Below are 15,614 nucleotides of genomic sequence, written 5' to 3' on the forward strand. Positions count from 1 at the left end.
TATGCGTATTTTTGAAATTCTTATTCTTGCGGGATTGTTATTATCCGCACTAGGTTTATTAATTATCAAGGATGCCAGATTGCGCATGGTTTTCCCCGCGCTTTCCGCTGTGCTCGCATTTATCGGAATCGGAACGGAAGGCTACCGATTCGTCATGACACCAGCGTATATATTAGCCGCTGTTCTCTTCGCTTGCAGTCTTCTAAAGCTGTTTTCCAGTGAGAGAAGGAAGCACCCTGTTCTAAGAAGCTTCGCGATTGCGGCGTTTTGCATTTTTTACGCACTATCTGTTGCCTTGCCGCTCTTACTACCTGTTTATGATCTCCCAAAACCGAGAGGAAAGGAATTGGTGGGAACAATCCGCCTGGATTTTACCAACCCCACGAGACGCGATCTTCTGTCAGGAGGCACAACCGCACAGGAAATAGCCGTTCAGGTCTGGTATCCAGCTTCGGATGCGGGCATTGGTACTCGTGCCCACTGGATGGACAACCGGAAAGTGGCAAGTCTTTTTGCGCAAAATCTGAGACTTCCAGATATCTTGGGCCAGTTGTGTCTCATTCGCACGAACAGCTTTTGGAATGCTCCCCTTTCAAATGAAACAGATAAATATCCGGTCATTCTGTTTTCTGGTGGAGCAGGTTCGTTCAACGGGCAAAATACAATTCAGATGGAAGAACTGGCAAGCCAAGGCTACATCGTATTTTCGGTGAGCCATCCCTATGACGATTTTGCCGTCATATACGCAGACGGATCTGTAGTCCCCTCTCACAGCACTCAGTTTGAGGCGCTTATCAAGGACAGTGCGGATGCAATCACCGAAGCCCAAAAGCAGATCGCCGACGAAAGCAGTCCAGATTTTTACAGAGCTATGCTACGGAATAGTAAGTTGAATGCGGAAAATGTCCGCATTTGGGGCGATGACATGATTTTTATTGCTGATCAAGTCGGCCGCCTCGACGACGGAAGCATTTCAAGCATGTTTGAAGGAAGGCTGGATACCGAAAACATGGGAATATTCGGGCATTCCTTCGGCGGCGCAGCGGCTGGTCAGGCCATTCTAACCGACAACCGTTTTAAGGCATTCATCAATTTGGACGGAACTCCGTTCGGAGACACAGTGGACAGTATCATAGAGCAGCCCTTTCTGATTATGTCTGCTTTCTCCGAACAAAACGGGAACCTGATGTCCGAAAGTGGATACTCACAGGAACAAGAAGATTACGCCGTTATAACAATTAAGGGCACACAGCATATGAATTTCACTGATCTGAATGTTGTTCTATCCAATGTAGGCAAAGCTATAGGCCTATTGGGCACTATCAGTCCTGAACGTCAAACGGAGATTATGAATGCCTATATCGTTTCCTTTTTCAATAAACACTTAAAAGGAATGCAGGCTTCTTCATTTGACATTTTGCTACCTGAATATCCGGAAATAACCGTTAAAATTATTGGCGACCCGTTTTGATCTTCTATTGACTAGAGGTTCTATTTATTTCTGTATCCCGAATGTAAGACAAAAGATACCGTCAAACAAATGAGACTGGGGAGTAAAAAGAAAACGGCATGGATTGCATAATATACAGACAATGGTGTCGATCCATAGGATTGTATCACTCTCGGATAGTCATTATGTAAATATATAAGACCAACAACAAAACAGACCATTAGAATACATCCAATGATTAGCCAAACTTTTGGCCATATTGATTTTTTCAAGCAGATCCACCTCCTAGATAAATTATTTATCTCAGGATAGATTAAGCTCTCATTTTTGCATCATATTCTATTGTCCAGCTCTTCGATCGCTCTCTTGAATACGACAATGACTTCCCTTGATGTCCCTTGGCCATAGCTTGTATCAAAACAGGACACGACTTCCCATCCATCTCGTCCGTAGTGATTTAATTCATCCTGGAAATCGATTTCATCCACCTTGCCGCCCATAAAACCACCGGTTTTTATTTTGATCGTCTTATATTCCCAACGTGTCATTTTCGTTAGCCTCCATTTTTTTCTACAAAACATGATTTATTGCTACTGAAGTTTCAATTATCATAACCAATTGGTTTTATTTTGTAAAAGAAAGTTTTTCACTCGATCAAACGATTGGCCTGATTTTGGAACAATGCAGTTTCACCTAAACAGAGCGCACGTCCCGAACTATCAAGGGATTCAAATGAAAAAAGCTGGTAACGAACCAAAGGTGAAGTTGTCCGTCTTCCTAAGATGGTTGCTTTCAGGTTTCTTGAGCGGCTCACAAAACAGACCGGTCCCGGATCAATCTCATGCTCCCCGCCTAATATACTTGCAAATTGGTTGCACAATCTTCTAAATCTCGGACTTACCTTGACATTCGCCATTATAAACCTCCTCTGGATTTTGAGATATTGTATTTAACATCAGAGTTGAGGGTATATGCGAATGCCCAATATCAAAAATAAATACTGGCCTATCTGTTCATTTAGGCGGAACCGACAATGGAATGGAGTTTTCTCTCTACATCGTAGGGGCTGTCCCAAAAGTGGGGTTACTGTTAAAACTAGAAATAGCGGTGCAAGGAAGATGATCCCCGCACCGCTTGATCCTGCCACACATTCTATGACCGTATCTCAAGTGTAATAGTGTCATGATGCGAAATTCCTGCAAATGTGCAGGCTTTCTCTAAGGATTCTCTTCAAACTAGTCTATTCTGAACCATATTCCTGCATTTTTGCAGGCTTTTGTTCATCCTTTCATGGCTACTTTAAAAAAACTGTATTTTTGCATCCTTTTCCTGATATCTTGCCTTTACACTGCTAAACAAGAAGCGTCCCTCAAAGTTATCTTAGATAACTTTTGGGACAGCCTCTTTACTTTTTTAGGAACTTTTTGAGAAAATACAGGTATTAATAGAATAATAATCCACTAGAGGGAGATGTAAAATTGAAAAATCTCAAAAAAATAATTTTCATATTATGTAGTTTAATGATTTTGCAAAGTGTGACCATACTATATGCTGCTGCGAACAAATCGGAAATTTCCATTTATTTAAATGATGTGCTTCAAAAACGCGAGGGATTAATAAGTGATGATGGAGATGTATTATTGTCTACTGCACAGTTATCTGAGGATTTGTTCGCATTATATTCCCCTGACAAGTCAGGAGAATCAACCCGTATCTACAAACCTAATGTGAACTTAGTTTTGCGTGATGATAAAGAAAAGGTTTTTGGCAAAGTTAAAAGTACGAATCGCATTACATTTTCAACTTTAGTACAAGTAGATAATTTAAAAACAACAATTTCTGATTTAAAAATAGTCATCACTAGTCCCGAAGGTAAGACAGAAACCATAACCTCTCAACAAATTAAAGATACGATGGAATATTTCTGGTTCATATCAGACGATTTCACCTACACATTTAATTCAAAAGGAAATTATGCCATTAAAGTGTTTTTCAAAGATAGTGATTCCAAGAAATGGTTTCCTGTGTCCGAAATTCAAGTGGTTGCGATGTAACGTTCATCTTCAATTTCTTTCATCAACCCCATCCTGTTTCTTTAATCTTGTTTGTAGCTTATCTATAATCTCTTGCCTGTATTCGCCCTGCATTTCATCAATTCGTACTGCTAACGTCGGGATCATCCATTCCTCAAGGAATTCATCATTCATACCTGTGAGCCTGATATACTCGGATACATATTCCTTATTAAAAAGCTCTCGCGATTCTCTATGCATCAACCAGCCAGGTGCATTTGGCGGCAGCGAGTCGGATTGGATCATCATTGAAGTTCTAGTGACATCAGCCTCCGGGTTACCTACTAAAAGATTCAACCAATCAATAATGATTGGACCATTAGGTGACATGATAATGTTATCCGGATGAAAGTCATAATGGCATATCGAATTTCCATCAGGTAATGAAGCCAATATATATGTAATGATTTGCTTGTCATGATTGGATATCTCTTGTGAATGGTTAATTTTATGAGTGATTTCCGGTTTTAGATTAGGAAGCAGCTTATTCTTAACTTGATGAATCTCGTATTGAAGATTTGCCATCAGTCTGGCGTTATAGAACATGCTCTCCTCTGAGGGTTCAATATTCCATAACATCGTGGGGCCATCGATTCTCTCATAAATGAGACCCTTCTTGCCTTCGTAATCTACTAGCCCACCATATTTAGGTGCTCTCAACATTAAGCTGTTAATGAGTTCAGCATTTTTTGCTTCCATCACCGCATAATTCTGATCATAGAACAATTTGATAACTTCCGTCTTTCCCCACCGATATACTCTTGCAGTGTTGCCAATCCCAAGTAACTCACCGATTTTCATAGTGTATTCCTTTCATTATGTTCATATGATGAATTTCATGACCGCAATCATATAAATACATGCATGATTTATTCAACACGGCATGGGTTTACTCCTTTTTTAGACATTTAGAATGATTCAATTATCATAAACAACCTCAGTACCAGCAATAAAATCATGGATTGAACGCTTATCTTCTCTTAATCCAATCATAAATGCGCTAACGATTACACCTATTCCAAAAGTAATTGCGTATACGATTCCTGCTACAACATTACGCATTAACATGGTTCCAATCCCCGGAGGTGTTAAATCACTGACTCTTCTAATACGGATGCCACAAATTCGTTTTCCAATGGTATATCCGTTCCACAATACAGGCAGCAATAACGAATACAGGAATGACAATATGTTGTCGGTGTACCCCTGATCCGTACCTCCATCAATGATGTATGCAAGAATTGCCAACGGTATTCCTATAATAATACCATCTAACAAGTTAGCACCTAATCTGATCCAAAAACCCGCTTTCCTCTCCATCACCCTCACTCCACTTCCATAAAATAATGAGCTTCTCTCTATGCATATTCAGTTTAACATCAATAGCTGCATTTATCTCCCATAAGTAAGTACAAATAAATCGATCATTGCAAACTATAACTATTTACCACTTTTACTAATGAGAGCAACTAGGAAGACCCAGGAATGTAAAGCAATTCTCTGATGGCCTGACGATGAAATTCTCACAACACTAACTCAAAGCTCTCTTCCAGAAGGTAAGGGATTGAACCAATAAATAAAAAAGGCCCCCGCCTTAGTTAGCAAAGGAGCCAGAATATTTTAATATGCTTACATTCCCACTGAAGCGGAAATTGCAGCGAATATGGCCGCGATAATCCACAAAATCCCGAATAGCTTTAGTACTACCTTGAGCCATTGACCAAAGTTAATCCGGGCAATAGCCAATCCAGCCAGAAGCACCCCACCTGTTGGAGAAATAAGATTCGTCAACCCGTTCCCGAATTGATAGGCTGTAACAATGGCCTCCCTGTTAATACCAATCAGGTCACCAAGCGGAGCCAGTACCGGCATAGTTAGTGCTGCTTCTCCCGAAGATGATGGAACCAGGAAGGTAATCACATTATGAACTAACAGCATAATTGTAGTAAATGCGTAGTTTGGCAAGCCCTGCAGCATGTTGGCAAGGAAGTTCAGAATCGTGTCGATGATCTTGCCATTCTCGGCAATGACGAGAATTCCCCGTGCAAGACCTATGATTACCGCTGCATATACAAACTCCCCACAGCCCTTGACAAAATTCTCGGCCATCTCTTTCTGGCTCATTCTGGATATGATACCAGCAAACAGGCCAAGCGCGAGGAAAAGTGCACCGATCTCCGTCATGTACCATCCCTTTGCCAAAATCCCCCACACAATAATTCCTAACACTGCAATAAATCCGCCAATAATCAGCTTATCACGCAATGAGAAGACAAGCTCTTTCCCGTTCTCTTCCCCGAGGTACAATGGACGGGTGACCAAATCATTCTGATAAACGATCGATTTCTCGGGGTTTTTCTTCACACGGTTAGCGTACCACATAGTAAATGCAATCGACACACCTGTAAAGACAATCCATTCAATGAACCGCAGCCATAGCTGAGGATTCCCTTGTACACCGGCCACCCCTTGTGCAATGAGGACCGAAAATGGATTCGTCGTCGAGCCGACATATCCGATCTGTGTGCCGAGGAAAAGAATCAGTATAGCAGTCATCGAGTCAAAGCCTAACGCAAACATTAAAGAAATGAATATAGCGTAAAGCGGGATGATCTCCTCGCTCATCCCAAAGGTTGAGCCACCCAGACTGCAAATAACCATCGTAATCGGAATAATTAAAATGCCTTTGTTCTTAAGCCTTCCAGCCAGTGCCATCAATCCTCGATCGATTGCGCCGGTCTGTAAAATAATGCCGAAGGCTCCACCTACGATCAATACGAAGGCAACAACATCTGCAGCATTTATGATGCCTTCCATCGGAGCTGCCAAAATTTGCGGTATCCCTTGACGTAAATCACTGTCTGCATCGCTCTTGGGTACAGCGTGATATGTTCCGGGTACAATAGCGGACTTGGTCATTCCGTCGATTGTAACTTCCTGACGTTCAAATTCCCCGCTTGGTATAATCCATGTGAGCACAGCCATCAGGATTATAATGAAGAAAATAAGCGAATAGCTATGAGGCAGAGACCATTTATGCTTTTTCTTGATCGCTTCCATATTCATCCCTCATTCTGGATTTTAGTAAATTTTTACAACAATATAGTCATTAATGGATTCGAAAAATTCTAATGGCTCTCATCATGAGTTACTCGTCCCCCGCACAGGGTCAATATCACCTTTGAATTTCTTAGCTCGGCTGCAGGCGTATGAAGAAGATTACGATCGAAGACACATATATCTGCATACTTTCCTTTTTCAAGAGTGCCTGTTTTCTCCTCCATAAAACAATGCTTGGCTCCATTTACAGTCCAGGCTTTAAGCACTTCCTCGCGCGGCATCCCTTTATCCGGATACCATCCCCCTTCAGGCGATCCATCCGGGAATAGACGGGCGCTTGCTGCATACAGTGAATCGGGTACGCTAGTAATAAATAGAGGCAGATCAGTACCGCATGTCACCGTAACGCCAGCATCTAACATTGATTGATAATCATAAAACCTGCTCTCTCTATCCTGTCCAGCCACCTTGGCCATATAAGCTTCCTCATGAGATGGATTTAGCAGCAATACCTGAGCGTATATTTCAGCGAAAATACCTAACTCAGCCATCCTCTTCAAATCAGCGGGATGAGGACATTCCAGATCACTTATCGAGTGACGGGCATCCCTGACCCCGTTAACATGACGGCATTTCTCAAATATCGACACCGCTTCGCGGATGGCAGCATCACCTTCGGCGGTCAGAATGCATTTTAATCCATACTGATCGGCTTCCATAACAGCCGCCTCAATGGCTCCATAATCCACTGGCCGCAGATTGGTTACACCCGGCATATCGGCATACGGCTCAAGCATATCCCCTGTATGGTCGGCCACTACACCGTCAACCATCACTTTATAGCCTTGGAACCGAAGATAATCGCCGTTATATTCAGCTTTACAATGCAAACCAAAATCCGTATTCAGTGGACTCTGGACCGGTTCAAGGACGAAATGGACGCGCGCCGAAAGCTGACTCTCCCCGGCTAATTCCTCCAATACAGGCAACAATCCCTCGTATTGATCAAAACCGATATCTTTGATAGATGTTACCCCCCGTTTTGCCAGCATAGAGCAGAAATCCTGAAACTCAGTCTTCACGAGCTCCTGGTCCTGAAGCATCTCCCGCAGCATAACAGCACGTGCTTCAGCACTGCATTGATCCGGAGTAAATCCAAACCTCTTGATCGCAATACTGTTCATCCAGCAGTAACTTTTGGAACGATTAATCGCCACAACCGCCCGATCTGGAAATGCTTGATCCAGAGGCTCATTTTTAGGCAGGTTCCCCCAAGCATCGGAGTCCCAGCCGTAAGCGTATACATTTTGATCTTCAGGTAACTTCTCTGCATAAGCAATAAGAAGCTTTAACGCTTCAGCCTCTGATTTGACATTCGTCAAATCGAGTCCCCGATGCATAGACATGTAGCCAGTGAAAAACACGTGATTGTCATGAATACCGGGCATGATGAAACCGTCACCTAAGGAATACACTTTCGTCTGTGGACCGATCCAAGGCTCCTCTTCCTTGGGGTTGCCAACAGCTACAATGCGGTCTCCTAAAACCGCTACAAATCCAGGGGACGCCTCCTGATCAAGTCCCGTAAAAATTGCATTGGACATCAGTACCATATCCGCATACCTGGCATTATTGGATTCCATCTTAGCCCCTCCTTTGCCTGATTATCTTTTTGCTATAATTGATTACTTCTCTTCTAGAAAAAACCCGCTCTTAACCTATTTATAATACGTATTATAACGTTATATTTGTACTTCTAATGCTCCTTTTCTCATATGAAATCGAATAAGAAGCAATCAGGCTTTAGAGCGGGAAATGACTACAGGGTGAATTGATATTTGTCACCGATCATATACTGCTTCCCGACATGAACAGGCCATCCGTTTTGGTCGCGGATTACCGTTCTCAAATAAAATAACGGCTTGCCAATATCTGTTTCAAGCAAAAGCGCCTTTTGCTCATCGGCCAAAACGATTTCCAGGGTTGTTTCACCCGGTTGATTCGGGTCTATTCCATATTTTCCTCTCAGCAAGTCATACAACGAACCTTGTAGGGGCTCATCCAGCAAAAAGGCGAAGCGGCTGTGTGGATAATAGTTATTTTCCAGCATAATCGGAGTGTCTCCGGCATATCTTTTCCGCTGAATATATATCACCTTTTCTCCTTTGCCCAATTGCAGATCCTGTTCCAGCTTGGCGGTTGCCTCAATAATCTCTTTGTGAGTAACCACACTGCGGGAGGCAAGGCCGTTTGCTTCACAAGCAGCCGTAAAGCCAATAACATGCTCAATCTTACGATCGATCTTGGAGTAGGTAACAAATGTCCCTTTCCCTTGACGCTTTATTAAAAAGCCCTCTTGAGCCAGCTCCTCAATTGCCTTACGAACCGTAATACGGCTCACTTTATAACGCTCGCTTAGCTCTATTTCCGTCGGGATCTTCTCTCCGTCGCTGAACAATCCGTTCGTAATTGCCGATAATATCGCTTTTTTCAATCGAATATATAATGGTTCAGGATGATCAGGATTTAACATATATACCTCACTTGTTATATAACGTTATAGTTTTTACTTAAAGAGTAGCAAACATCACATTATTATACAAGCGGGACATATATTCAATTCAACCTATACAATTCACTCATACGTTACGCCAAAACCAAAGGAACCTTCCACCAGACAACACTCTGCAGCAAATTCGGAGCCTTTCCTCATGGCGGTTTGAATATCATGATCCTTCAAGTAACTTATCAGGAAGGCCGTTATAAAGGAATCTCCCGCCCCCATCGTATCGACGGCCTCGACAAATCTCGGAGCTTCGAAATAGAACTGGTGTCCGTCGTAAGCCATAGACCGATCGCTGCCACGAGTAGCTACAATCAATTGTCCAGCTCTTTTGAATTTCTTGCGAATGTAATCCTGGGTGGCTTCATCAGACATATGACTGCAGGAAAAAAATGAAAAATCAGCATATCCAATATACTTTTCTACCTGCTCATCCTCAAAATCATCGGAGAAGTCGAAGGAAATCGGTACCCCCAAACTCTGCAGCTCAGAAAGCAAATGACCGGTATGACTGTAAAGTCCGGTGTGCATCATAGCAAATTCCTTAATATAGGCCTTGTCTTCCTCATCAAGCTGCAGCGGATTCAGTCTGGTTACGCCACCTTCATTACTGCCCAGAAAAACTCTATCCCCTTCCTTCAGAGTCACTCGAGCACATCCATTCTCTCCGCTGTAATGTCTGCATCTTGAAATATCAATTTCAAGCTTCCTCAAGGTGCTCTCCACATGACCAGCTTCGCGATCATCCCCGAAAACTCCGATAAATGCGGAATCCACTCCAAGCTTCTTGGCAAAAACACTGAAGTTCAGTGCATTGCCTCCGGGATACATCGTTTTCAAATGGACATATTTATCCACCACATTATCGCCAATTCCCAATACTCTCATTTCTTGCACCCGCTTTCAGGATAGTTGCATCATAATGGCTGAGTAGTTCAGCTTGAACCATTTCAGAGGAGTTTAATACGCCACTTTTCCCATGTAACGACGTGTTTCCAATGGATGGTTGCGAACAGTAGCCAGTGCTTCGCGGTATTCACACAGGATGCTGTAGAACAAGATCGGGTTAAAGAACTCGACAACCTCTTCCGCGATTGTACCGATTCCCAATTCCTTTGCGTCTACCACCTCGACCTTCCCGGCATACTGGTTGAGAAATTTCAATGCACGTTCGTCTAATGCACGTGTACGTCCTTCGTTCATCATAAGAATGAAAGGCGTTTCCTTATCGGTTACTTCAAAAGGACCATGGAAATACTCTCCTGAATGAATTGAAGCCGCGTTCAGCCACTGCATTTCCATAAGGGAGCAAATCGCGAAGCCATAGGCATGACCGTAAGAAGCACCGCTGGAAAGGATATAGAAAAGCTCCTCAGATCCGTATTTATCGGCGAAAGCCTTCGTACGAGGGCCAACCTGTTTTTTTCCTTCGCTAATAATGCCGTTGACCTTGCCCATTCCGTTTTGAAAAGCTTCATAATGCTCGTACCCTTCTACGACCTTCAAAACCTCTACGCACAAGGACAAAATGATAGCCATCGGATTGTTCTTAACATCGCTGTCCTCGCCCCATTCATAAAGGAATGCATGGTTAGAATACTGGAGCAACGCGGCTTCCTTGTTATGAGTAAGGCCGATCGTATGTGCTCCGTGTTCCTTAGCCGTCTTGGAAGCTTCCACTGATTCAGGGGTGTTGCCTCCATGAGAACAAACGATGACAAGCGAATCTTTGTTCAGACGTTTCGGCAAAGCATGAACGAATTCATTCGCTGTATACATGCCGGTTACGATTTTTTGCGCTTCGCTTTCCAAAAAATATTTCGATGGATACATGTCAACCAGAGAACCGCCACAAGCTACAAGATACACTTCAGAAATTCCATTTTTCGTCTGTTCATTAATTGAATTGATTACTTTAACAACATCCATTTAGTTTCTCTCCTTTTGACATAACGTTATATAACGTATTATTTACAATATCAATATAACCGCTTTCACAAACAGAGTCAAGGGCATCTCCAAATTTCTCTTCACTTTACTTAGGATTCAGCATGATTTTAGGAACCAGTGCAATGCCCAAGCCGCTTGCTACATAATGCTTTAGCGCTGTCATGCTGCCGATCTCCATGTAGCTGACAGGACAATTCCCCGATTCCCGAAGGATCATTTCAAGCTTTTGCGGTATGGGCAGATGGTCGATGTATTGAGCAGGTGATGCTCCCTGAAATCGTCCGGTGCAATCCCGTCTTTAAGAGCGAGCGCATGATCTTCACCCCATGAGTATCACAAATGATTCTGTAAACAGGGATTCATAGTATAGCTCGGCCCCTACATCCAGCGGCTATTTCTGGAAGCGAGGAAGTCCGGAGTATGATCGAAACTATTGAACGGGAGCTTGGGACTATCGATATATTGGTTAATAATGCGGGAATTACGCGGTATATTCCTTTTGAAGATTTGGAGGCAGTCACAGAGGAAATATGGGATGAGCTTTATGCAACTAATGTCAAAGGAATGTTATACTGCGCACGAGCAGTTGCACCGTTCATGAAAAAGCATCATCAAGGAGCCGTCGTTAATATAGGCAGCATCGCGGGTCAGACAGGCTTGGGTTCCTCACTTCCTTACGCGGTCTTCAAGGCAGCTGTTCATGGTCTTACAAAATCATTAGCATATGCCCTGGCTCCACACATTAAAGTCAACTGTGTTGTTCCGGGAGCTGTCGCGACAAGATGGTGGGACGGAAGAGAAGAAATGATGAGGAAATTAGCTTCTAACCTTCCAGTAGAGGAAAAAATCTCCTTTATATTCGAAAATGAGATGATTTTAAAGAAAATAGAGGAAGTATTTTCCCTTATTCTTACTGAAATTGCCCTAAAATGTGAAAAATCAGCGTATAACACCAAAATAGAGGAATTAAGTTCCTTTATTTTATGATCTTGAGCGAATCCTGATGGAATAGGGGAACTTTTTTCCTTTATTGCTACCGAAGTGCTGAGATAGGCTGAAAACGCACAACTGTAGCCCATGATGCTTCTGTTTAACACGAGCCTAATCACGATTACTTGTGGCATATTCTTTATTTTCGTATAAAGTGCAGGCTTTAGATCAGGGACTTCGTTTATGCTGAGGAATTCATGTAAAAGTGCAGTTATTTTACTCTTGATGAGAGAAAACAGACGGTTTGTCGCTCAAAAGCTGCACTTTCGCATGAATTTGAGTTGTATGAGCCGTTTGACCGCACAAAAGATGCATTTTTGCATGAATCCCCTGATGGCTCTGCCCAATGTGACTTTACCTAATACTTTACTCAAATAATTCCACCTAATGTCTGCACCTAGTAACCCTCCAAATGTCTTCACCTAATACCTCTATCTAATTACTCCAACTACTACTCTACCTGATAACTGCTTCTTTTAATGTTTGGCTCCTTTAGCCCGGCAAGTTATGTCTCACTATTCTAACACATCGTTAACCAGTGCCTCTCCAATACGATCAGGATTATCTGTTATACCCTCGTTTCATATGAGCAATGAATTAGTTTTCACTGCATTTCCTCATCAAATAAAGAGAGCTGGACAGGCTCGCCCTGCTTCAGCTTCTCCTTTTGTGGAGCAATATAACTTCCAGACAGCTGATATTTTGCCTTCAATTCATTGACCATTCCATACAACGAATCCTTATATTCCTTTGGTGCGCCACCTTTTTTGTACAATGCCTGAAGAGGTTCAAATAACTCGGGATAAGCTGACCTGATAAAATTAAAGAACACACCTCTCGTATTACCGCGCAAATAGAGAACACCTGGCAATACGTAAGAAACCTTGCTCTCTTGTGCTGCTGCATACAGTGTATCCACATTGTCGCGGTTATCGGTTAAATACGGGATAATGGGCATGAAGTGCAGGCCGGTAGAAGCATTCGTCTTCGAGAACTCCTTCAGCATGGCAAATCGCCGCAGCGACGGAACACCGTTAGGCTCAATCTGCTGACGAATGGTTTCGTCCATGCAGGTAATGGTCGCCGCCACATTGATATAGGTGATTCGTGACAGCTCATCGATCAGATCGAAGTCACGCAATATGAGATCTGATTTGGTGGAAATAATGCAGGGCGTTTTATACTTGATCATCAATCGCAGAATATCAGGCATCAGCTTATAAACTTCCTCGGCAGGCTGATAGCTGTCGGTTACTCCTCCGATATTGACTACCTCTCGCTTCCACGATGGACTGGATAACTGCTTTTCAAGCTGATCAACAATGTTAGTCTTTACATAGATGTCCTCGGAATACTTCCCACTGTCGGAATTCAGGTAATCATGAGAATATATCGCATAGCAATATTTGCAGCCATGCTCGCAGCCGCGGTAGATATTCAAATCCCAGGCAAAAGGAACCTTCCTTTTCAGCTTATTGCAAGCAACCGAACAGGTCATTTCTGTGTAAGCAACCATCAGCCATCACCGCCTTCATTTCATTTCTTATATGATCATATGGAAGAACAAAACGTGATACCTCTCGTTTGGTGCACAAAAATGAGAGGTTATTGCCCATCCGTGCCACCGTCATTGTACAGGAACTGGCAGGTTATGTGGGGTTTCATTCAGTTTCTTCTTAAACATGATGAATAAGATAACCCCTATTAAACTCGTGATAACTTCTGTTACGGTCATAGACCATATCACACCATGTAACCCGAAGATCAGGTGCAATACAATAATTACGGGAATATACAGCAGTCCTTGTGTTATGGACATAATGGCTGTAGGAATTCCTTGACCAGTAGCCTGAAAAATACTTGTAAACAGTCCTGTAAATCCATTAAATAGAGCAGAGGTCAGCATAGCGACTAAAATATAAGCTCCAATGCTTAATACCGAAGGGTCTTCAGAGAAAAAGTGAATGATCGTGTCTTTAAAAACAAAAACTAAACCTACAAACACAATAGAAATGCTACCAATAAAAACAAAAGCATGTTTTATACTTGATTTGAGTCTTGTCGTATTTTTACTGGAAAAGTTAAACGCAAATAGCGGAATTAAGCCCAGGAATAAACCCATCGATAAAAACTCTGGAACCTGAACCATTCTCAAGGCTACGCCAAATCCGGCAACCACATTGTCTCCGTATTGAATGGCGTAATTATTTAGTAAAAGAGTGGTCACGATTAAAAACCCTGCCAGCAACAGCTCCGATATCCCTATTTTGTAAATCTCCAGTTTATCTTTAATTGATATCTTAAAATACTTCAAAAATCCTCTCAAGTGCTCACTTTTCTTATCCAAATAATAAATGTAATATACAGCGGAACCCACATTGGCCAATATCATCGCCAGAGCAGCTCCAACTACATGCCAATCCAACACCAGAATAAAGAGCGGATCAAATATTAAGCTTAATGCTGTACTAACAAAGATTCCATACATAGACTCTTTGGATGCGCCTTCTGAACGCACTAATTGTTCTAAAGCAAAATTAAGGACTATAGAGAATCCTCCAGCAAATAGTTCCAAGGTATAGGACTTGGTATAATCAAAAGTAGCTGGATCAGCACCGAGCAGACGCGTAATAGGATTTATAGTTAATAAGGCAATCAGTGCGATCAGTATACCCACAATAATACTCGCATAAAATGTGTATCCAGCGATTCGTTTTCCTTGTTCTGATTCTTTTTGCCCTACTAATCGAGTAATATACGTTCCACCACCCACACCTAGCACATTACCAAAAGCCATTAACACTGTAAAGATGGGTAATCCAAGCGTAATTGCAGTTAACATACTTGTATTGTGAAGAAGACCAATGAAATAGGCGTTAATAACATTGTAAATAGTACCGACTGACATACCTATCATCATAGGAATAGATAAATGAACAATAGCCTTTTTGATCGGCGCCGACTCTAAATAATATTGATTTGAAAATTCTTTTCCCATTTTCTGTCCTCCTTCACAAGTTTGATTTCACCTTTAGTAACAAGGCTTGTAATGTATCTGTCTCTTCTTGACTAAGGTTGCTTGTAATGCTGTTCTCAACCTCAGAGAAAATCTTATTGAACTCTTCCACCAAAAGAGCGCCCTTTTCCAAAACATAAATATATTTTTGCCGTTCATCATTCTCGGAAATAACTCGCTCAATGTATCCCTTTTTCTCCAGTCCCTGCAGCATGCTAGTAATACTAGCCCCTTTTCTTTTAAATTGATCCGCTAAATCTTTTTGAATAATTCCCTTTTCCTGATTTTCGAAAATATAACCAATCATACGACCTTGTTGAGAATTCAGCCCTAACTCATTGAGTCTTGCATCGGCTGAGCCTTTTAGCTTCATTCCAATCTCTCTAAACAAATTTGAAAATGGCGTATCCATACCATGCTTATTCATTATAATTTCTCCCTCATCTATATAGTTAGAATTCTAAGTAACATAATTATCATAATAGTTAGAGTTCTAACTGTCAATATTCTAAC

The 15,614-nt window shown here is 42.1% G+C and carries 13 protein-coding genes and 2 pseudogenes; 3 read left to right on the forward strand and 12 right to left on the reverse strand.

All coding sequences use genetic code 11. The annotated features are described in order from the left end of the window. Position 1: 1 nt before the first annotated feature. The gene (locus BLS49_RS05135; protein ID WP_091227259.1) at positions 2-1,471 is read left to right on the forward strand and encodes an alpha/beta hydrolase; all 1,470 of its coding nucleotides are present in this window, start codon (positions 2-4) and stop codon (positions 1,469-1,471) included. Between the two features lie 311 nt (positions 1,472-1,782). Here the strand turns inward: BLS49_RS05135 and BLS49_RS05145 are convergent, their stop codons facing one another. Both BLS49_RS05145 and BLS49_RS05150 read right to left on the reverse strand, forming a co-directional pair. Beyond that, on the reverse strand, positions 1,783-1,998 hold the full coding sequence (locus tag BLS49_RS05145) for a DUF4177 domain-containing protein (RefSeq protein WP_091227262.1): 216 nt from the start codon (positions 1,996-1,998) through the stop codon (positions 1,783-1,785). 104 nt (positions 1,999-2,102) lie between these two features. Beyond that, positions 2,103-2,366: pseudogene (locus BLS49_RS05150) on the reverse strand (DUF1259 domain-containing protein); the annotation flags it as partial. A gap of 562 nt (positions 2,367-2,928) precedes the next feature. Between BLS49_RS05150 and BLS49_RS05155 the strand changes: the two are divergent. Continuing rightward, positions 2,929-3,504 carry a hypothetical protein gene (locus tag BLS49_RS05155; RefSeq protein WP_091227264.1) on the forward strand — a complete coding sequence of 192 codons (576 nt, stop codon included), beginning with the start codon at positions 2,929-2,931 and terminating at the stop codon, positions 3,502-3,504. A 9-nt stretch (positions 3,505-3,513) separates the two neighbouring features. Here the strand turns inward: BLS49_RS05155 and BLS49_RS05160 are convergent, their stop codons facing one another. The 7 genes from BLS49_RS05160 to BLS49_RS05190 all read right to left on the reverse strand — a co-directional run bounded on the left by BLS49_RS05160 (position 3,514) and on the right by BLS49_RS05190 (position 11,074). Then, positions 3,514-4,323 (reverse strand): phosphotransferase family protein, encoded by an 810-nt coding sequence (locus tag BLS49_RS05160; RefSeq protein WP_091227265.1) that lies wholly within the window; start codon positions 4,321-4,323, stop codon positions 3,514-3,516. A gap of 117 nt (positions 4,324-4,440) precedes the next feature. Next, on the reverse strand, positions 4,441-4,842 hold the full coding sequence (locus BLS49_RS05165; RefSeq protein ID WP_091227267.1) for an RDD family protein: 402 nt from the start codon (positions 4,840-4,842) through the stop codon (positions 4,441-4,443). Between the two features lie 309 nt (positions 4,843-5,151). Further along, positions 5,152-6,582: a YfcC family protein gene (locus BLS49_RS05170; protein ID WP_091227268.1), complete on the reverse strand. Its 1,431-nt coding sequence runs from the start codon at positions 6,580-6,582 to the stop codon at positions 5,152-5,154. A gap of 68 nt (positions 6,583-6,650) precedes the next feature. After that, complete coding sequence (locus BLS49_RS05175) at positions 6,651-8,225, reverse strand: amidohydrolase (RefSeq protein ID WP_091227270.1); 1,575 nt, start codon at positions 8,223-8,225, stop codon at positions 6,651-6,653. Between the two features lie 176 nt (positions 8,226-8,401). After that, complete coding sequence (locus tag BLS49_RS05180; RefSeq protein WP_091227271.1) at positions 8,402-9,115, reverse strand: GntR family transcriptional regulator; 714 nt, start codon at positions 9,113-9,115, stop codon at positions 8,402-8,404. Between the two features lie 102 nt (positions 9,116-9,217). Next, a complete protein-coding gene (locus tag BLS49_RS05185) occupies positions 9,218-10,033 on the reverse strand; it encodes a fructoselysine 6-kinase (protein ID WP_091227273.1) in 816 nt (271 codons plus the stop codon). A gap of 72 nt (positions 10,034-10,105) precedes the next feature. Continuing rightward, positions 10,106-11,074, reverse strand: a complete 969-nt coding sequence (locus BLS49_RS05190) for an SIS domain-containing protein (RefSeq protein ID WP_091227275.1) — start codon at positions 11,072-11,074, stop codon at positions 10,106-10,108. A 423-nt stretch (positions 11,075-11,497) separates the two neighbouring features. Between BLS49_RS05190 and BLS49_RS05195 the strand changes: the two are divergent. Further along, positions 11,498-12,082: pseudogene (locus BLS49_RS05195) on the forward strand (SDR family NAD(P)-dependent oxidoreductase); the annotation flags it as partial. A gap of 607 nt (positions 12,083-12,689) precedes the next feature. Here the strand turns inward: BLS49_RS05195 and BLS49_RS05200 are convergent. The 3 genes from BLS49_RS05200 to BLS49_RS05210 form a co-directional block, all read right to left on the reverse strand. Next, positions 12,690-13,601 carry an SPL family radical SAM protein gene (locus tag BLS49_RS05200; RefSeq protein ID WP_091227278.1) on the reverse strand — a complete coding sequence of 304 codons (912 nt, stop codon included), beginning with the start codon at positions 13,599-13,601 and terminating at the stop codon, positions 12,690-12,692. A gap of 111 nt (positions 13,602-13,712) precedes the next feature. Continuing rightward, positions 13,713-15,083, reverse strand: a complete 1,371-nt coding sequence (locus BLS49_RS05205) for an MATE family efflux transporter (RefSeq protein WP_091227279.1) — start codon at positions 15,081-15,083, stop codon at positions 13,713-13,715. Positions 15,084-15,096: 13 nt separating this feature from the next. Then, a complete protein-coding gene (locus BLS49_RS05210) occupies positions 15,097-15,528 on the reverse strand; it encodes a MarR family winged helix-turn-helix transcriptional regulator (RefSeq protein ID WP_175471316.1) in 432 nt (143 codons plus the stop codon). Positions 15,529-15,614: the final 86 nt, after the last annotated feature.

This window comes from Fontibacillus panacisegetis (assembly GCF_900102215.1).
GTDB lineage: Bacteria > Bacillota > Bacilli > Paenibacillales > Paenibacillaceae > Fontibacillus > Fontibacillus panacisegetis.

Coding starts and splice junctions, on each gene's coding strand:
- BLS49_RS05210 (WP_175471316.1), bottom strand. CDS start 15,528: ATGAATAAGCATGGTATGGATACGCCATTTTCAAATTTGTTTAGAGAG.
- BLS49_RS05190 (WP_091227275.1), bottom strand. CDS start 11,074: ATGGATGTTGTTAAAGTAATCAATTCAATTAATGAACAGACGAAAAAT.
- BLS49_RS05175 (WP_091227270.1), bottom strand. CDS start 8,225: ATGGAATCCAATAATGCCAGGTATGCGGATATGGTACTGATGTCCAAT.
- BLS49_RS05200 (WP_091227278.1), bottom strand. CDS start 13,601: ATGGTTGCTTACACAGAAATGACCTGTTCGGTTGCTTGCAATAAGCTG.
- BLS49_RS05170 (WP_091227268.1), bottom strand. CDS start 6,582: ATGGAAGCGATCAAGAAAAAGCATAAATGGTCTCTGCCTCATAGCTAT.
- BLS49_RS05160 (WP_091227265.1), bottom strand. CDS start 4,323: ATGAAAATCGGTGAGTTACTTGGGATTGGCAACACTGCAAGAGTATAT.
- BLS49_RS05185 (WP_091227273.1), bottom strand. CDS start 10,033: ATGAGAGTATTGGGAATTGGCGATAATGTGGTGGATAAATATGTCCAT.
- BLS49_RS05145 (WP_091227262.1), bottom strand. CDS start 1,998: ATGACACGTTGGGAATATAAGACGATCAAAATAAAAACCGGTGGTTTT.
- BLS49_RS05205 (WP_091227279.1), bottom strand. CDS start 15,083: ATGGGAAAAGAATTTTCAAATCAATATTATTTAGAGTCGGCGCCGATC.
- BLS49_RS05165 (WP_091227267.1), bottom strand. CDS start 4,842: ATGGAGAGGAAAGCGGGTTTTTGGATCAGATTAGGTGCTAACTTGTTA.
- BLS49_RS05180 (WP_091227271.1), bottom strand. CDS start 9,115: ATGTTAAATCCTGATCATCCTGAACCATTATATATTCGATTGAAAAAA.
- BLS49_RS05135 (WP_091227259.1), top strand. CDS start 2: ATGCGTATTTTTGAAATTCTTATTCTTGCGGGATTGTTATTATCCGCA.